15 protein-coding genes and 1 pseudogene are annotated in these 16939 nt (G+C 69.0%); 10 read left to right on the top strand and 6 right to left on the bottom strand.

Annotated elements, in window-relative coordinates:
- Positions 1–18: 18 nt before the first annotated feature.
- From ftsX to MWN52_RS17510, 5 genes are read left to right on the top strand one after another with little or no spacing between them, the layout of a single operon-like run.
- On the top strand, positions 19–984 hold the full coding sequence (ftsX, locus tag MWN52_RS17530; RefSeq protein WP_286575698.1) for a permease-like cell division protein FtsX: 966 nt from the start codon (positions 19–21) through the stop codon (positions 982–984).
- A 14-nt stretch (positions 985–998) separates the two neighbouring features.
- Entirely contained in the window at positions 999–1841 is an 843-nt protein-coding gene (locus tag MWN52_RS17525; RefSeq protein WP_130521684.1) for a response regulator, read from the top strand.
- The gene (gene folB / locus MWN52_RS17520; protein ID WP_286575697.1) at positions 1838–2203 is read left to right on the top strand and encodes a dihydroneopterin aldolase; all 366 of its coding nucleotides are present in this window, start codon (positions 1838–1840) and stop codon (positions 2201–2203) included. Before MWN52_RS17525 ends, folB begins: the two co-directional genes overlap by 4 nt.
- Positions 2200–2604 (top strand): 2-amino-4-hydroxy-6-hydroxymethyldihydropteridine diphosphokinase, encoded by a 405-nt coding sequence (locus tag MWN52_RS17515; RefSeq protein ID WP_286575696.1) that lies wholly within the window; start codon positions 2200–2202, stop codon positions 2602–2604. The genes folB and MWN52_RS17515 overlap by 4 nt, the downstream gene beginning before the upstream one ends.
- Before the next feature lie 47 nt (positions 2605–2651).
- A complete protein-coding gene (locus MWN52_RS17510) occupies positions 2652–2777 on the top strand; it encodes a hypothetical protein (protein ID WP_286575695.1) in 126 nt (41 codons plus the stop codon).
- Between the two features lie 272 nt (positions 2778–3049).
- On the opposite strand, the gene MWN52_RS17505 is transcribed toward MWN52_RS17510, so the two are convergent.
- Positions 3050–3799 (bottom strand): pteridine reductase, encoded by a 750-nt coding sequence (locus tag MWN52_RS17505; RefSeq protein ID WP_425608051.1) that lies wholly within the window; start codon positions 3797–3799, stop codon positions 3050–3052.
- 163 nt (positions 3800–3962) lie between these two features.
- On the opposite strand from MWN52_RS17505, the gene MWN52_RS17500 reads away from it, so the two are divergent.
- Together MWN52_RS17500 and MWN52_RS17495 are read left to right on the top strand one after the other, a co-directional pair.
- Positions 3963–5408, top strand: coding sequence for a circularly permuted type 2 ATP-grasp protein (locus MWN52_RS17500; RefSeq protein ID WP_131659174.1), 1446 nt, complete (start codon positions 3963–3965; stop codon positions 5406–5408).
- Positions 5408–6349 (top strand): alpha-E domain-containing protein, encoded by a 942-nt coding sequence (locus MWN52_RS17495; RefSeq protein ID WP_286575693.1) that lies wholly within the window; start codon positions 5408–5410, stop codon positions 6347–6349. Before MWN52_RS17500 ends, MWN52_RS17495 begins: the two co-directional genes overlap by 1 nt.
- Positions 6350–6396: 47 nt before the next feature.
- Here the strand turns inward: MWN52_RS17495 and MWN52_RS17490 are convergent, their stop codons facing one another.
- Positions 6397–7236, bottom strand: coding sequence for a proteasome-type protease (locus tag MWN52_RS17490; RefSeq protein ID WP_130525202.1), 840 nt, complete (start codon positions 7234–7236; stop codon positions 6397–6399).
- A 336-nt stretch (positions 7237–7572) separates the two neighbouring features.
- Between MWN52_RS17490 and MWN52_RS17485 the strand changes: the two genes are divergently transcribed.
- Positions 7573–8790 (top strand): class I SAM-dependent methyltransferase, encoded by a 1218-nt coding sequence (locus MWN52_RS17485; protein WP_286575692.1) that lies wholly within the window; start codon positions 7573–7575, stop codon positions 8788–8790.
- Entirely contained in the window at positions 8778–9203 is a 426-nt protein-coding gene (locus tag MWN52_RS17480; protein WP_286575691.1) for a VanZ family protein, read from the top strand. The genes MWN52_RS17485 and MWN52_RS17480 overlap by 13 nt, the downstream gene beginning before the upstream one ends.
- 46 nt (positions 9204–9249) lie before the next feature.
- Here MWN52_RS17480 and MWN52_RS17475 read toward each other — a convergent pair whose 3' ends face one another.
- From MWN52_RS17475 to MWN52_RS17460, 4 genes and pseudogenes are all read right to left on the bottom strand, one after another.
- Entirely contained in the window at positions 9250–9549 is a 300-nt protein-coding gene (locus tag MWN52_RS17475; RefSeq protein ID WP_286575690.1) for a hypothetical protein, read from the bottom strand.
- 51 nt (positions 9550–9600) lie between these two features.
- Positions 9601–11898 (bottom strand): beta-N-acetylhexosaminidase, encoded by a 2298-nt coding sequence (locus MWN52_RS17470; protein ID WP_286575689.1) that lies wholly within the window; start codon positions 11896–11898, stop codon positions 9601–9603.
- A 119-nt stretch (positions 11899–12017) separates the two neighbouring features.
- Positions 12018–14674, bottom strand: a pseudogene (locus tag MWN52_RS17465) (TonB-dependent receptor).
- 157 nt (positions 14675–14831) lie between these two features.
- Complete coding sequence (locus MWN52_RS17460) at positions 14832–15857, bottom strand: glucokinase (protein ID WP_286575688.1); 1026 nt, start codon at positions 15855–15857, stop codon at positions 14832–14834.
- A gap of 311 nt (positions 15858–16168) precedes the next feature.
- On the opposite strand from MWN52_RS17460, the gene MWN52_RS17455 reads away from it, so the two are divergent.
- Positions 16169–16924, top strand: a complete 756-nt coding sequence (locus MWN52_RS17455; protein ID WP_425608050.1) for a GntR family transcriptional regulator — start codon at positions 16169–16171, stop codon at positions 16922–16924.
- The last annotated feature ends 15 nt before the right edge of the window (positions 16925–16939 follow it).

Genomic DNA, 16939 nt, shown 5'->3' with positions numbered 1-16939 from the left:
TTTCGAAGGGGGGCGCGCATGAGCGACGAACCGGGCCCGAAGATCGAACCCAACCGCCGCGTCGACGGCCCGCGCTCGGGCGTGGGCATCTGGCTGGACCAGCACCTGTACAGCTTCGTCTCCAGCCTGGGCCGCGCGCTGCGCCGACCCTGGTCCACGGCCCTGACCATCGGCGTGATGGCGGTGGCCCTGGCCCTGCCGCTGGGCCTGTGGCTGGCGCTGGGCAACGTGCAGCACTTCGCCGGCAGCGTGCAGGCCTCGCGCCAGGTGGACGTGTTCCTCAAGCGCGACACCTCGCCCGAGCGCGCCCGCGCGCTGGCCGACGAGGTCCGTGCGCGCCCGGACGTGGCCCGCGTGGACCTGCGCACGCCCGAACAGGGCCTGGCCGACTTCCGCAAGCTCAGCGGGCTGGATGCGGCCATCGATGCGCTGGCCGAGAACCCGCTGCCGGCGCAGCTGGTGGTGATCCCCAGCGGCGACGACGCGCCGCTGGCCCAGGCGCTGGAGCAGCTGCCCGAGGCCGACGTGGTCCAGCACGACGCGGTCTGGCGCCAGCGCCTGGACGGCTGGCTGCGCTTCGGCACGCGCCTGGTGTGGGTGCTGGCGGCGCTGTTCGGCCTGGGCGCGGCGCTGGTGGTGGGCAACACCGTGCGCCTGGACATCCAGTCGCGGCGCGAGGAGATCGGCGTGCTGCAGCTGCTGGGCGCCAGCGACGGCTTCATCCGTCGGCCCTTCCTCTATCTGGGCGCCTGGTACGGCCTGGGCGCCGGGGTGCTGGCGCTGGGCCTGGTGCTGGTGGCCGGGGCCGCCCTGCGCGCGCCGCTGGAGGCGCTGGCGCAGAGCTATGGCAGCCGCTTCGCCCTGGACGGGCTGGACCCGGCGCGCGCCGGTCTGGTATTGGTGGCGGCCTTGATCATCGGCTGGTTGGGGGCCTGGTGGGTGACCGGGCACTACCTGCGCCAGACCCGCCCGACCGACACCTGACCGCCCCCGCGCTTATGGCCCCCCAAGACTTGCGGCACCTGATCAGCGACGCGCCCCGGGTCATGGTGGTGGACGGCTCCAAGATGGTGCGCAAGCTGATCGCCGATGTGCTCAAGCGCGACCTGCCGCAGGTCGAGGTGGTCGGCTGCGCGACCCTGGCCGAGGCGCGCGAGGCGCTGGCCAAGGGGCCGGTCGATCTGGTCACCACCGCGCTGTCGCTCAAGAGCGGCAGCGGCCTGGAGGTGGCGCGCGCGGTGCGCGAATCCGCCGGCCAGGCCTATGTGCCGGTGATCGTGGTCTCCGGCGAGGCGCAGCAGCACCTGGAGGAGCGCCGCTTCACCGAATTCGTCACCGACTATTTCGACAAGGCGCTGGGCCACGAGGCGCTGGCCGCCTTCATCCACGGCTACGTGCAGCCCGAGCCGGTGCCCGGCTCGACCGTGCTCTATGTCGAGGACAGCCGCGTGGTGGCCGAGACCACCACGCGCATGCTCGAGCGGCATGGACTTAAGGTGGTCCACGTGCTGCGCGCCGAGGATGCCTTCGGCCTGCTGACCGCCGAGTCGCTGGGCCTGTCCGATATCCGCTTCGACGTGGTGCTGACCGACGTGACCCTGAAGGGCGAGCTGAGCGGGGTGGACATCGTCCAGCGCGTGCGCGTGGATTTCGGCTACGGCAAGCGGCGCCTGCCCATCCTGGTGATGACCGGCGACAGCAACCGCGACAACCAGGCCGAGCTGCTGCGCGACGGCGCCAACGACCTGGTGCTCAAGCCCATCGAGGAACGCCTGCTGGTGACCAAGGTGCTGTTCCAGCTGCGACTGGCGCGCATGGCCGGCGGGCGCGTGGACGCATGAGCGCGATGGGCGATGTGGTCTTCATCGACGGGCTGCGGACGCAGGCCTTGATCGGCGTGTACGACTTCGAGCGGAACGGCCCGCAGCCGCTGGTGTTCGATGTGGAGATGACCATGGACACGCGCGCGGCCGGAAGCAGCGATGCGCTGGGCGACACGGTCGACTACGCGGTGGTGGCGCAGACCATCGAGCAGCTCTGCGCCGGCTCGGCCTTCGCGCTGGTCGAGGCGCTGGCCGAGACCATCGCCGCGCAGCTGCTGCGCGCGTTTCCGATCCGCACCGTCGCCCTGCGCGTGACCAAGCCGCAGGCCGTGCCGGCTGCGCGCGGCGTGGGCGTGCGCATCGTGCGCCACGCCGCATGAAGACCCATCGTTACGTGCTGCTGCTCGGCACCAGCCTGGCCTCGCCGCTGGTGCTGGAGCGGGCGATCGAATCGCTGGCGGTCGAGGGCCTGATCGAGGCGGCCTCGCGCCGGGTCAGCGGGCCCAGCATCAGCGCCGGCGATTCGCGCCATTTCCACAACCAGGCCGTGGTGCTGGCCACCGCGCTGACGCGCGAGGCGCTACCGGCGCGGCTCAAGCAGATCGAGGCCGCGCTGGGCCGCACGCCGAATGCGGCCGACTGCGTAATCGACATCGACCTGGCCTGCGAATGCGACGGCCACGGCATCGTGCTGTGGCGCGACGACCGCAAGTTGGGCCATGCGCTGTTCCTGGACCTGATGCAGGACGTGCTGGATCAGCTGCGCGGCTCCCACCTGTAGAGCGGAGCTTGCTCCGCTGGGGCTTTCCCGATGATCCGGCCGACCCGATGATCCGGCCGAAGCGCAGCGGAGCAAGCTCCGCTCTACGACGCGACGACCGCAAGCTGAGGCATGCGCTGTTCCTGGACCTGATGCAGGACGTGCTGGATCAGCTGCGCGGCTCCCCCCTGTAGAGCGGAGCTCGCTCCGCTGGGGCTTTCGCGATGATCCGGCCGAAGCGCAGCGGAGCAAGCTCCGCTCTACAACGCGACAACCGCGAGCTGGGCCATGCGCTGTTCCTGGACCTGATGCAGGACGTGCTGGATCAGCTGCGCGGCTCCCCTGTAGAGCGGAGCTTGCTCCGCTTGGGCTTTCCCGATGATCCGGCCGAGGAGCAGCGGAGCAAGCTCCGCTCTACAACGAGGTGGCGACTTGGTCCGGGGGACGGTTGCTTCCACGCCTCGCGCTAGACGAACACCGAGCGCCCGCCGTCGATCGCCACCACCTGGCCGTTGATATAGGCGTTGCCGTCCAGCAGCCAGCGCACCGCCGAGACGATGTCCTCCGGCGCGCCCTGGCGCTGCAGCGGCACGCGCTCGCGCAGCAGGGCCTCGGTCTCGGCCTTGGTCGGGTTCTCCGACCACAGGATGTTGCCCGGCGCGATCGCGTTCACCCGCACCCGCGGGCCCAGCTCACGCGCCAGCGACTGGGTCATCATCACCAGCGCGGCCTTGGCCATGCAGTACAGCGTGTGCTCGGGCAGCGGGCGCTGGGCATAGATGTCGGCGATGCTCACGATCGCCCCGCCGCTGGCCGCCAGATGCGGCGCGGCCGCCTGGGAGAGGAAGAACGGCGCGCGCGCATTGGAGGCGAACAGCGCGTCCCACTGCGCCGGCGTGGCCGTGCCGATCGGCGTGGCGTAGTAGGCCGAGGCGTTGTTGACCAGGGCGTCGAGCCGGCCGAACCGCCGCACCGTGTCTTCGACCAGTGCCGGCAGCCGCTCGGTGTCGGCCAGCTCGGCCTGCAGCATCAGCGTGCTGCCCGAGCGCACGGCTTCCAGCTCATCGACCAGCGCCTGCATCTGCGGCGCCGAGGCGCGGTAGTGCAGACCCAGCGCGTAGCCGTCGGCGTGCAGGGCGCGGGCGATGGCCGCGCCGATGCGCTTGGCGGCACCGGTGATCAGGGCGACGCGGGGTTGGTCGGACATGGCGGTCATCGCGGCGAGGACGAACCGCGATTGTGGCATCGCCGGCCGCCGCGCCGGACCGCCGCGCGCGCCTCTGGCATTGCTTGACGCCGGTCATGGTTTGCGGGCATGTTGCCGAAGAACCCTGTCGCGACCGCTTTCCGCTGGCTGCAAGGGCATCGGAACGGAGCGAATGGACTGGGCGAAGTATCGGACTTCCACGTTTGACGAGCTGATCCAGGCCGATGGCCAGCCGCGTCCCGCCGCGCGCCGGCTGGTCGAGTACCTGGAGGGGCTTTCGGGGCGCGAACTGGCCGAGCGCCAGCTGGCCGCCGACGTCACCGCCCGGGTCATGGGCATCACCTTCACCGTCTACTCCGATGGCCGCAACGTCGACCGCACGCTGCCCTTCGACCTGATCCCGCGCATCATCCCGCGCCGCGAGTGGGAGGTCACCGAAGCCGGCCTCAAGCAGCGCATGCAGGCGCTGAACCTGTTCATCGGCGACATCTACGGCAAGCAGCAGATCGTCAAGGACAAGGTGTTCCCGGCGATGCTGCTGGCCGACTCGGTCAACTTCCGTCCGCAGTGCGTGGGCATCACCCCGCCGCTGGGCGTGTGGGCGCACATCTGCGGCTCGGACCTGGTGCGCGATGCCGACGGCACGCTGTACGCGCTGGAGGACAACCTGCGCATCCCCTCCGGCGTGAGCTACATGCTGGAGAACCGCATGGTGGCCAAGCGCGTGTTCCCGGAGCTGTTCGAGACCAGCTCGATCCTGCCGGTGGACGAATACCCCAGCCAGCTCTACGAGACCCTGGCCGCGCTGTCGCCGCGCCCGGGCGATGCGCCGGTGATCGCGCTGCTGACGCCGGGCGTGTTCAACAGCGCCTACTTCGAACACGCCTATCTGGCCCAGGCCATGGGCATCGAGCTGGTCGAGGGCTCGGACCTGTTCGTCGCCGACGACGACTGCACCTACATGCGCACCGTGTACGGCCCGCAGCGCGTGGACGTGATCTACCGGCGCGTGGACGATCTGTTCATCGATCCGGAGGTGTTCCACCCCGATTCGATGCTGGGCGTGCCGGGCCTGATCCGCAGCTGGCGCGCCGGCAAGGTGGCGCTGGCCAATGCGCCGGGCGCCGGCGTGGCCGACGACAAGGTGGTCTTCGCCTACGTGCCCAAGATGATCAAGTACTACCTGGACCAGGAGCCGATCCTGCCCAACGTGCCCAGCTATCTGTGCCACGACGCGGCCGATCGCAAGTACGTGCTCGAGCACCTGGACCAGCTGGTGGTCAAGCCAGCCAACGAGTCCGGCGGCTACGGCATGCTGATCGGCCCGCGCGCCAGCGCGGCCGAGCGCGAGAAGTTCCGCGGGCTGATCCAGGACGATCCACGCAACTACATGGCCCAGCCCACGCTCAACCTGTCCACCGCGCCGATCGTCACCGACGAAGGCCCGTCGCCGCGACACCTGGACCTGCGCCCCTTCATCCTCTCGCGCCAGGACACCTACGTGACCACCGGCGGATTGACGCGCGTGGCGATGACGCCCGGCTCGCTGGTGGTCAATTCCTCGCAGGGCGGCGGCGCCAAGGACACCTGGGTGGTCGACGAGGAGGGGGACGCCTGATGCTCTCGCGCGTCGCAGACAACCTGTACTGGTTCAGCCGCTACATCCGCCGCGCGGAGAACACCGCGCGCCTGGTTGGCGTGGGCAGCATGCTGCAGCTGGACCTGCCGCGCTCGGTGCGCTTCACCTGGCGGCCGATGATCGACACCGTCGGCGCCGGCGAGGTGTTCAACGCGCTGCATCCCGATGCCGGCGCCGATGTGGCCGATGCCGAGGTGGTGCGCTTTTTGCTGCTGGACGAGCTCAATCCGTCCTCGCTGCGCGTCACCCTGACCCAGGCGCGCGAGATCCTGCGCGGCATCCGCGATGCGCTGCCGCAGGAGGTGTGGGAGGCGGTCAACGACCTGCACCTGTACGTGGGCGCCAGCGGCGAGCGCGCGCTGCAGCGGCGCTACCGCGAGGAGTTCATCAACCGCACCGTCGATGGCTGCCTGAAGGTGTCCGGCCTGCTGTCGGCCAACGTCAGCCGCGACATCGGTTACCAGTTCCTGCGTCTGGGCACCGGGATCGAACAGGCCGACATGACCACGCGCATCATCGATGCCGGCGCCTCGGGCCTGATCACGCCGCGCACCGAGGAAGACCGCGAGGCCTTCCGCAACATGCAGTGGATGGCGGTGCTGCGCTCGCTGGCGGCGTATCAGATGTATCGCCGCCATATCCGCCAGCGCGTCACCGGCGAGCATGCGCTGCGCTTCCTGCTGCAGAACACCGAATTCCCGCGCAGCGTGCAGTTCTGCCTGACCCGCGCACAGCACGTGCTGCCGACCATGCCGCCGCGCCCGAGCGTGGACCGTCATCTCAACCGCGTGGTCGGCATGACCCGCAACGCCGATCCGGTGTGGCTGGCCGCGCAGAATCCGGCCGCGTTCATGGACGATATCCAGACGCGCCTGAGCGATCTGCATCAGGCCATCGTCGAGGGCTACTTCTACAACTGAGGAGTGAATGCAGCGCCGCGTGCGCTGCTTCGACTCACTTCGCCAGCTTACTGCTGCCCGGCCTCGTCGCCCGGATCCAGGCGCGCCGCCATGCGCCGCGGCGGGGCGGTGACCGGCGCGGGGCCGCGTTCCTCGGCCTCGTCGCCTGCGCGCGGCGGCTCCCAGGGGAAGCGCGGCAGCGTGCGCACGGCGTTTTCCAGCTTGCGCGACCAGGTGTCGTGGATCTCGGCGTACAGCGGCGTGTCGGCTTCCAGGCGCAGCTGCTGGCTGATCCGCAGATCGCCGGCGCGGATGATCGCCATGTCCAGCGGCATACCCACCGACAGATTGGAGCGGATGGTCGAATCCAGCGAGACCAGCGCGCAGCGCGCCGCGTCCTCCAGCGTGGTGCCGGGGCGCAGGATGCGGTCCAGAATCGGCTTGCCGTACTTGGACTCGCCGATCTGCAGGTAGGGCGTCTCGGGCGAGGTGGCGATGCAGTTGCCCAGCGGATAGACCATGTACAGGCCCGGACGCTCGCCGGCGATCTGCCCGCCCAGCACCAGCGTGGACTGCACGCTGACGCCGCTCTGCTGGGCCTGGTCGGTCACCGCGGCCTGGCTGGCCACCAGCACCTCGCCCACGTACTCGGCCACCTCGAACAAATGCTTGAACGTGCGCAGGCTGCGCGTGCAGTCCGGATCCTCGGCGTCGCGCTTGAGCCGCGAGATGGTCAGCTGGGTCGTGGCCAGGTTGCCGGCCGAGAGCAGCACGAACACCCGATCGCCCGGGTACTCGAACACATGCATCTTGCGGTAGACGCGCACATCGTCGAACGATGCGCTGGTGCGGGTGTCCGCTGCGAAGACCAGGCCTTCGTCCACTTCGATGCCGACGCAATAGGTCATGGGGAAACCGGGGAAATAGGCTTCACGATCATAGGCAGCCCCGCCGGTGCTGGCTAGGGCTGCGCGGTGGTTGCACGAGGAACCAGTGCGTTTCATGCGCGGGTCGCGGTCTTCACGGGCATCTCCACGCCTGATGCGACGGGCGATCGCCTCGATCTGCGTCGGCGCAGGCACCCATCCGCCGTTGCGCTTCGTAGTCAGCAACGTCAAGACAGCACCGTGACGGATGCGCGGCTGTGCCCAGAGCGCAGCCCAGCAACGACCAGGTCGCAGGCGGACGAACTGCGGAACGCATCGGCCCGCGCGTGGGCGAGCCCTCAGGACCGGGCAGGTACCATGGCCGATCTCTCCCATCAGGCCCTCTCCTTCCGCATGACCGACCTGCCGACGCCCGATGCCGACGCCCTGGCGCACAGTGCGCAGCTGGCCGCGCTGATCCGCGGCGAAATCGCCGCTTCCGGCGGTTCGATCCCGTTCTCGCGCTTCATGGAGCGCTGCCTGTACACGCCGGGGCTGGGCTATTACAGCGCCGGGTCGGCCAAGTTCGGCGAGGCCGGCGACTTCGTCACCGCGCCGGAGTTGGGGCCGCTGTTCGCCGCGGCCGTGTCCGGGGCGCTGGCGCCGGTGCTGCAGCAGCTGGGGCCGCAGGCCTGCTTCCTGGAGATCGGCGGCGGCAGCGGCGCGTTCGCCGAGGTCATGCTCAAGCGCCTGCTGCAGCTGGACGCGATGCCGGACAAGTACTGGATCCTGGAGCCCAGCGCCGACCTGCGCCAGCGCCAGCGCGAACGCCTGGGCAAGCGCCTGATCCCGCCGGTATTCGACTGCGTGGAATGGCTGGACGGTCCGCCGGGCGAGGACTGGAACGGGGTGGTGTTCGCCAACGAGGTGATCGATGCGCTGCCCACGCCGCGCTTCGTGCTGCGCGAGGGTGAGGTGTTCGAGGAGCATGTGGCGCTGGACGGGCAGGGCGCCTTCGTCACCACCGACCGGCCGGCCGATCCGTTGCTGGCCGCGGCGGTGCGCCACGTGGAGCGCTATCGCGATGTGCTGTTCGAGGACGGCTACCGCTCCGAGCTGCTGCCGCAGCTGCCGTACTGGGTGCAGGCGGTGATCGGCGGCCTGAAGTCCGGCGCGATGCTGTTCTGCGACTACGGCTATCCGCGCAAGGAGTACTACCTGGACCAGCGCAGCAGCGGCACGCTGCGGGCGTTCTACCGGCACCGCATGCATGGCGATGTCTTCCGCTGGCCGGGCTTGCAGGACCTGACCGCGTCGGTGGACTTCACCGCGCTGGCCGAGGCCGGCACCGGGGCCGGCTTCGAACTGGCCGGCTATGCCACGCAGGCCGGCTTCCTGCTCGGCAACGGCCTGATGGACCGCCTGGCCGAGGCCGAGGCGCAGGCCGACGAGGCCGGCGCGCTGCGCCTGCGCAATGCGTTCAAGAAGCTCACCCTGCCCAACGAGATGGGCGAGCGCTTCCAGTGCATGGGCTTCGCGCGCGACTGCAACTTCGACGCGGCCTTCCTCACCGGCGATCTGACGTGGCGCCTGTGAGCGCGCCGGCCCTGAAGCCGCTGCGCTGGCCGGCCTTCTGGGTCGGGCTGTGGGTGTTGGCGATGGCGGTGGTGGTGACCACCTGCCTGCTGCCGGGCGATGACATTCCCCAGGTCGCGCCGGGCGTGGACAAGCTGCAGCATGCAAGCGCGTTCTTCGTGCTGGCCGTATGCGCGGTGCAGCTGTTCGCCACGCGGCGCGCGCTGCTGCGCGCCGGGGCGGGCCTGGTGATGCTGGGGGTGCTGATCGAGTTCCTGCAGGGCTGGTTCACCGTCGATCGCACGCCAGATGCCTTCGATGCGCTGGCCGATGCGCTGGGCGTGGCGCTGGGCCTGCTGGTCGCCAGGACGCCGGCGCGCGATCTGCTGCTGCGCCTGTTCCCGGCAAAAGTTCGTCGCAGCCAACGAACCTAAAGTAGGGAATTCAATCCTGCCAGTCCGGGCCATTCGCGCACTATGCTCAGTGTTCCCATTTAGGCAGACCGCAGTGGACACAGGTCTTCACGGATAACGGCCATCGACTGATCCATGCATGGGCGAAAGGCTTTCCGCAGTTGGGGCACGGAAAAAATTGCAGGCGGAGTGCCGAAACTCCGAGAAAGATCGCCCATGCCGCGATCAATAACCAGACGCCAATCGACGGGGAAGGCGCGTACGACACGGTGACCACGATCGCGACGACCGGGATGCCTGCAAGCAGCATCGCTACGAACCAGCGGGCGCGACTGCGATAGTCGCGCCATTGATCAGTGAGCTCCATGCCAAGTGGCACTTTGGGACGGTTCCTCGTCATAGAGCGACACGCTGCAGCCTAGTTTCCCGCGCTTGGGACTAGCGTCAAGCGATCCAGCACCCACATCTCCGGGCGCGTGTCGCCGGTGAAGTACACGCACAGGTCGGCCTTGGCCGGCGCGTTGGTCAGCGGCGCCTCCAGGGTCAGGAAGCCGTCGGCCGCCGGCGCCTTGGGCAGCGGCAGGCTGGCCAGGGTCGGGCCGTCGCAGCCGTTGCGGATCACCAGCTCGCCGTAGGGTGTCTTGGCCGGCTTGAACCTGCGCTTGGACTCATCGTGGGCCAGCTCGAAGAAGTACGGCATGCGCCCGGCGCGCACCGTCACCTTGCCGATGCCGCTCAGCGGCGCGCCCTTCCACAGCCAGCACGGGTTGAAGATGTCCACGTTGAAGACCGCGCGCGCGCCTTCGCGCGGGCCGTCGTCCTCCAGCCGCAGCATCAGCTGGTCGGTGCACATGGCCAGCTGCTCGTCGCTGCGCGTGCGCAGGGCCTCGGTGGTCAGCCCCAGCACGGTCGGCGGCGCCAGCGGCTTGCCGTCGAAGAACACCGCGGCCTGCACGGTGGTCGGCACCGGCACGGTCAGCGGCGCGGTATAGGCCGGCGAGTCGGCCGCCGGCACGCCGCCGTCCAGGGTGTAGCGGATGTCGGGATAGCCCAGCGGGTTGGACAGGGCCACCGTGGCCTGGGTGCCGGCGTCGTTGGCCTGGGTGTCGAACAGCACCTGGAACGGCGTGCGCGCGTAGCCGATGTGCAGCGCGCGGTAGTGCGCCAGCAGGTTGGGCATGCGCGCCTTGAAGTCTTCGAAGTTGCGGCTGGCCTGCGGTGACCAGGCGACCTCGGCCAGCGCGGCCAGGCGCGGGAACACCGCGTGTTCGACGCGCGCGAAGTTGTGTATGTGCTCGGTCCAGACATTGGCCTGCACGCCGATGATGTGCTGGCGCTGGCTGGCGTCCAGCTCGGCCGGCACCGGGTCGAAGGCGTACAGCTTCTGCAGCGGGATCTGCAGCGGCCGGCCCGGCGGCTCGGCCGGCGAGGCGGTCTGCAGGTAGTCCAGGTACAGGTGCGAGGCCGGGGTCATGACCACGTCGTGGCCCTTGCGCGCCGCTTCGATGCCGCCCTCGGTGCCGCGCCAGGACATCACCGCCGCGCCCTCGGGCAGCGGGCCGCCCAGCAGGATCTCGTCCCAGCCGATGATGCGCTTGCCGTGCTGGGCCAGCCAGGTGCCCAGGCGATCGATCATCCAGCCCTGCAGGGCTTCCTCGTCCTTCAGGCCCAGCTGCTTGATGCGCGCCTGCATGTGCTTGGAGGCCTTCCAGCGATCCTTGACCGCCTCGTCGCCGCCGATGTGGAAGAAGGTGCCCGGGAACAGCGGCAGCATCTCGCCCAGCACGTTCTCCAGGAAGGTCAGCGTGGCCTCGTCGGCGTTGAACAGGTTGGGATACACGCCCGCGCCGTTTGCCACCTGCAGCTGCGGCCGGTCCACGCCCAGCTCCGGATACGCGGCGATGGCGGCGGTGGCGTGGCCGGGGATGTCGATCTCCGGCACCACGGTGATGTGGCGCTTGGCGGCGTAGCGCACCACCGCGCGGATCTGCTCCTTGGTGTAGAAGGCGCATTCCTGGATCGGCTGACCGTCCTCGCCCACGCCCGCCTCGCCCAGCGGGATGCGGCAGCCGCCGACCTGGGTCAACAGCGGGTACTGGTCGATCTGGATGCGCCAGCCCTGGTCGTCGGCCAGGTGCCAGTGGAAGGTGTTGAGCTTGTGCACCGCCATCGCATCGAGCAGGCGTTCGACCTCTTCCACGCTCTGGAAATGGCGCACCGAATCGAGCATCAGCCCGCGCCATTTCAGCCGCGGCGCATCGGTGATGTCCACCGCGGCCAGGCCGGTGGCGCCCTTGCCGGCCGGCAGCAGCTGCCACAGGCTGACGCCGCCGTAGAACAGGCCGGCGCCGTCGGCGGCGCGGATGCTGATGCGCTCGGGCGTGACCTGCAGGCGGTAGCCCTCGGCCGGGCCGGCGGCCGGATCGAGCACGAACTGGATCGGGGCCTGCGCCGCCTCGCCTTCCTCGGCCAGTTCCAGCGCCGGGCCGCCGCTGTTGTGCAGCAGGTCGATGAACTGCTCGGCCGCCTGGCGCGCGGGCTCGCCCTGCGCCCCGACCCGCATGCCGGCGGTCAGGGCGAAGCGGCCTTGGCCGGCCACGGCCGACTGCGGGGCGGGAATCAGCGGCAGCGGCGCGGCCAGTGCGGCAGGCGCGACCACGGCCAGCAGCAGGGCGGCGGCGCGCAGGACAGGACCAAGACGGCGGGGCAGGGACATCTTCTGAACACCTCGTGCGTGACATGGGACCGCGCCGGGGCGCGATCCGCCGAAAAGTGAACGGGCCCGGACATGTCCGGGCCCGTTCAAGGGTCAAGCATGCAACAACTTGGCGCCGATCAGAACTTGGCGCGCAGGTTGAGGTAGTACTGGCGCCCGTTGGAGTACACCGCGTAGGGCAGGAAGCCCACCGTGCTGTCGGTGTAGTACTTGGCCTTGGGGTTGTTGAGGTTCAGGCCGTCCAGGCTGAGCGAGAGGTGGTCGTTGAACTTCCAGCCCAGCGAGGCCGACAGCGTGCCGAAGTCGTCCTGGTAGAACGGCGTGGCGCGGCTGGCGCCGGCGTAGAAGCTGTCGCGGTAGCTCCAGGACACACGCGCGCTGAAGATGTCGTTCTCGAAGTAGCCGGCCACGTTGTAGGTGTTCTTCGAGGTGCCGAACATCGGCGTGCCGGTGTCGGTGTCGCCATCGGTGTAGGTGTAGTTGATGCTGGTCCCGAAGTGCTCGCCGATCGGCTGCTGGTAGGTCAGCTCCACGCCCTGACCTTGGCGTCGGTGTTGACCGGCACGGTGACCTGGTAGTTGGCGTAGACGTCGGTGCCCTGGTCGAAGCTGGCCTGCTGGTCCTTGTACTGGATGGTCTGCGAGCCGCCCACGTCGATGTAGTCCTTCATCTTCATGTAGAAGGCGCTGGCGGCCAGTAGGCCGCGCGGCATGAAGTACCACTCCAGGGAGAGGTCGAAGTTGGTCGACACCAGCGGCTTGAGGTAGGGGTAGCCGCCGCTGCCGGTATGGGTCAGGTCATCCAGCGACAGCGAGCCGGCCAGCGCCGAGTAATCCGGGCGGGTCAGGGTCTTGGACGCGGCCACGCGGCCGACCAGGTCGTCGCTGAAGTCGAACTTGAAGTTCGCGCTGGGCAGCAGCTTGCTGTAGCTGTTCTTGGCCTCGATCGGCAGGTAGGCGCCGAAGGCCGAGCCGGTGATCGCACCCGGGATGGTGGCGGCCACGCCCTGGTTGTAGCGGACCGTGCTGGAGGTGCTGACGTAGCGCACGCCGATGTTGCCGCTCCAGCGCTCACCCTCGAAGTTGCCCTGCAGGTAGACCGCGCCGTTGTTTTCCTTCACGCCGTAGACGTTCTGCCAGTTGAAGCGCGTCACCGGATCGCGGTTGGCGTAGGCGGCGTCGATCGCGGCCAGCTGGCCGGGCGTGTAGTACCAGATGCCGCTCGGCAGGTTGCCTCCGATGCCGTCGCCGAAGTCGCTCGGGTAGGAGCCGCCGGTGGTCGGCAGCGCCGACAGCGGCGGCATTCCGTTGAGCGGGCCCTGGCCGATATCGAAGTCGTTGTGGCGCTCGTGCTCGGTGTAGCGCACGCCGAAGTCCAGCGAGCTGAACACGCCCTCGGTGTTGGTCCAGCTGCTGTCGGCGGCGAACCAGTTCTCCTTGTCCTTCACCTCGATGCCCTGGTCGCCGAAGATCCAGCCGGCCGACGGCACCTGGGTGGTCGGCGTGTTGCCGGTGCCCAGCGAGGCGTCGATGACGCTGCCGATGCCGTGCATCTGCCAGCCGACGGTGCCGCCGGTGGGCGAGATGCCGGTTTCCAGCACGTTCTGATGCGGGCTCTTGCCCACGCCGTGGCTGCTGCCGGCCTCGAACTTCACCGCCACGCTGTCGTTGACGTGCCAGTCGGCGTTGAGCGCGACGTAGTTGGTCGAGGACTCGGCGCCCGGGCGCGAGATCATGTCGTACACGCCGTACGGGGTGGTGCCGTTGGGGGTGTAGCTGGCGCTGGTCAGCACGCCGTTGTTGACGGTGTAGCTGTCCGGCGTCTGGGCGCCGACGAACTGGCTGCCCCAGATCATGAAGTTGCGGTTGTAGTTGTCCGCCTTCATCTTCGAGTAGAAGCCGTTGAGGTCGAAGGTCAGGTCGTCGGAGGCCTTGAACTGCAGGTCGACCGTGCCGCCCTGGCGCTCGCGCTCCTGGGTGAACAGCGTGGCGCCGATCAGGTTGGGATACAGCACGCTCTGGCCGCCGACCGTCGCGGTGCCGTAGCCGCCGACCACTTCCTGACCATCGCGGCGCAGGCTGCGCTTCTCGTAGAACGGCTGGACCAGGATGCCGAAGGTGTCGGCGTCGTTCTTCCAGTTGAGCAGACCGCTGAACTGCGGCTTGGTGTCGCCCGGCAGGTCGGAGTAGACCGCGCCGAAGGAGCCTTCCAGGGTCAGCGGCTTGTCGAAGTTCAGCGGCTTGCGGGTGATGATGTCGACCGAACCGGCGGCACCGCCTTCGACCAGCTTGGCCTCGGAGGACTTGTGCACCACGACCTGGTCCACGATCTCGGAGGGCAGCAGCGAGTAGCTGACGCTGCGGCCGACGGTCTGCACCTGCGAGAGCACGAACCAGTCGCCGGTGGCGATGCCGTGGCCGTTGAGGGTGGTCTGGGTCAGGCTGGGGCTGGTGCCGCGCAGGGACACGCGGTCGGCTTCGTCGAAGGCGCCTTCGCTGGCCGAGGACGAGGCGATGTTCACGCCCGGCAGTTCGCGCAGGGTATCGGCCACGTTCTTGGCGGGCAGCTTGCCGATGTCCTCGGCGCTGACGGCTTCCACGTGCGAGCTGGCGTCGCGCTTGGTGTTGAGCGATTGCTCCAGGCTGCCGCGGATGCCGACGACCTTGACGGTGTCCAGGTCGGTGGCGGTCTGGCTGCTGTCGGTCTGCTGGGCCTGAGCGGCGAAGCTCAGACTGGTCAGGATGGCCACGCTGAGGAGGGATTTCTTGCAGGTCATGATGCTTCCCCGGTCTAGAAGTTGGGTTGTGGCAGTGGGCTGCCAGGCCTTACATCGGTGCGGTGCGAAAAACGAGCAGTGTTCAAGGACGACAAGGTGATGCGGATGCCGAATGTCCCGTCCAGCGCGAAAGCCAAAGGGCGGCGTGCGAAGGACGTCAGTGCGGTTGTTGTGTCTGGCCGAGGTACCAGTTGGCGGCGCCCAGGACGCCCAGCTGCCCGTGCTCGACCAGTCGCACGGGAATGCGCTCCAGCGCCGCTCGCATCGGCCCCTTGTTGAGGAAGCGTTCGACGAAGCTGCTCTGCAGCAGGAACTCGCGGATGCGCGGCAGGATGCCGCCGGCCAGGTAGACCCCGCCGGTGATGCCGTACAGCAGGGCCATGTCGCCCACCGTGCTGCCCAGCAGGCCGCAGAACACCTCCAGTGCCTCGCGCGCCAGCGGGTCGTGGCCGGCCGCGGCGGTGACCGCGTTGGGCGCGAAATGCTCGGGCGCCACGCCGCGCACCTCGCACAGCGTGCGGTAGAGGTTGAGCAGGCCGGGGCCGGACAGGGCGTGCTCGACCGGCACGTGCGGCTGCTTCTTCAGCATCTGCGCCAGCAGGCGCATCTCCAGCTCGGTGCCCACGCTCAGCGCGGCCTGGCCGGCTTCGGTGGCCAGCACGGTGGCGCTGTGTCCGGTCGGGATCCATACCGCGCCGCCCAGGCCGGTGCCGGGGCCGAGCACCAGCGTCGGCCCGCGCTCGGACACGGTAGCCGGGCCGGTCAGGCGCAGCACTTCCTGGTCGCCGACCAGCGCGGCGGCATAGGCCACGGCCTCGAAGTCGTTGACCAGGCGCAGATCGTCCAGGCCCAGGGTGCCCTGGATCTCGCGCGGGGACAGGCGCCAGGGCAGGTTGGCGGTGATCACCGTGCCGTCTTCCAGCGGGAAGCCGGCGCTGGCGATCACGCCCCGGCGCACGCGCGGGCCGTCCAGGCCGTCGAGGAAGTTGCCGATGATCTCGGCCAGCCCGCCGTAATCGGCGCAGGCGTACTTGCGGTAGCTGAGGATCTCGACTGGCTGCAGGTCGTGTCCGGTCGGCCGGACCAAGCCCAGGCGCACATGCGTGCCGCCCACGTCGGCGGCGATGAAGGGCGATGCGCCGTTCAACACACGATGGCTCAGCGGTGCGACATCTGCTTCCACGAACTGCCCCCATGGCGTCACGGCGATTTCACAGACCACCGTGGCTTGCGGTGAGTCTCCCTTGGCGATGACAACGATGTCAACAGGGGGCGAGCAGTTTTTCAAGCCAGTGGTATTGCTGCGCCGCGGCGTGATTTCGGGGCGATTCGATGCCAGGCGCGCTACGCGGAAGCCCTGAAATAACGGGCTCTCTTCTCCGCTTCGTCGCGCGCCCGTGCCGGCGAAGCGAGCGCCGGGCTTGCAGACTTCCGAAAAATTGGTTTTAAATTGGACCCAATGAATTTCAATCCACCGTCGCAGGTCGCAGGTTGATGGCGCGCGCCAAGCCCGTGGTCGACCCGCGGCTGCGCGCGATCGCGCTGGACGCCAAGGCGCCCACGCCGCTGTATCTGCAGCTGACCGCCCAGCTGATCGATGCGATCCGCGGCGAGCAGTGGAAGCCGGGCGAAGCGCTTCCCGCCGAGCGGGTGCTGTGCGAGCGGTTGAAGGTGTCTCGCGTCACGCTGCGTCAGGCCATGGACGCGCTGGTCGAGCAGGGCCTGGTCGTGCGCCGGCAGGGCGCCGGCACCTTCGTCACCTCGCAGATCACCCATCCGCTCAGCGGTCTGACCAGCTTCAGCGAGACCCTGCGGATGAAGGGCTACCAGCCGGGTAGCCGCTGGTTGGAGCGGCGCGTGCGCCCGGCGCTGGGCGAGGAGATCCTGCGCCTGGGGCTCTCGCCGGACGCGCAGGTCGCCTCGCTCATGCGGCTGCGCAGTGCCGACGAGCGGGTCATGGCCTACGAGCACACGATCGTGCCGGAGCGGCTGTTGCCCGAGCCGCTGTCCATGGGCGATTCGCTCTATGCCCACCTGGATGCGCAGGGCACGCCGGTCGTGCGCGCGCTGCAGTATTTCCGCGCGGTCAACCTGAGTGCGGCGATGGCCGAGCACCTGGGCATGGCGCAGGGCGATGCCATCCTGCACGTGGTGCGGGTCGGCTATGGCCGCGACGGGAGCGCCATCGAGTTGAGCCACACCTACTGCCACAACGATTTCTACGATTTCGTCGCCGAACTGCGACGTTGAACCCGTCCGCCGCGC

Origin of the sequence: Pseudoxanthomonas winnipegensis (assembly GCF_030322905.1) — a bacterium.
GTDB lineage: Bacteria > Pseudomonadota > Gammaproteobacteria > Xanthomonadales > Xanthomonadaceae > Pseudoxanthomonas_A > Pseudoxanthomonas_A winnipegensis.
The sequence above is the reverse complement of the archived record's forward strand: the minus strand, read 5'-3'. Positions and strand labels throughout refer to the sequence as shown.

Coding starts and splice junctions, on each gene's coding strand:
- ftsX (WP_286575698.1), top strand. CDS start 19: ATGAGCGACGAACCGGGCCCGAAGATCGAACCCAACCGCCGCGTCGAC.
- MWN52_RS17525 (WP_130521684.1), top strand. CDS start 999: ATGGCCCCCCAAGACTTGCGGCACCTGATCAGCGACGCGCCCCGGGTC.
- folB (WP_286575697.1), top strand. CDS start 1,838: ATGAGCGCGATGGGCGATGTGGTCTTCATCGACGGGCTGCGGACGCAG.
- MWN52_RS17515 (WP_286575696.1), top strand. CDS start 2,200: ATGAAGACCCATCGTTACGTGCTGCTGCTCGGCACCAGCCTGGCCTCG.
- MWN52_RS17510 (WP_286575695.1), top strand. CDS start 2,652: ATGATCCGGCCGAAGCGCAGCGGAGCAAGCTCCGCTCTACGACGCGAC.
- MWN52_RS17505 (WP_425608051.1), bottom strand. CDS start 3,799: ATGACCGCCATGTCCGACCAACCCCGCGTCGCCCTGATCACCGGTGCC.
- MWN52_RS17500 (WP_131659174.1), top strand. CDS start 3,963: ATGGACTGGGCGAAGTATCGGACTTCCACGTTTGACGAGCTGATCCAG.
- MWN52_RS17495 (WP_286575693.1), top strand. CDS start 5,408: ATGCTCTCGCGCGTCGCAGACAACCTGTACTGGTTCAGCCGCTACATC.
- MWN52_RS17490 (WP_130525202.1), bottom strand. CDS start 7,236: ATGACCTATTGCGTCGGCATCGAAGTGGACGAAGGCCTGGTCTTCGCA.
- MWN52_RS17485 (WP_286575692.1), top strand. CDS start 7,573: ATGGCCGATCTCTCCCATCAGGCCCTCTCCTTCCGCATGACCGACCTG.
- MWN52_RS17475 (WP_286575690.1), bottom strand. CDS start 9,549: ATGGAGCTCACTGATCAATGGCGCGACTATCGCAGTCGCGCCCGCTGG.
- MWN52_RS17470 (WP_286575689.1), bottom strand. CDS start 11,898: ATGTCCCTGCCCCGCCGTCTTGGTCCTGTCCTGCGCGCCGCCGCCCTG.
- MWN52_RS17455 (WP_425608050.1), top strand. CDS start 16,169: ATGGCGCGCGCCAAGCCCGTGGTCGACCCGCGGCTGCGCGCGATCGCG.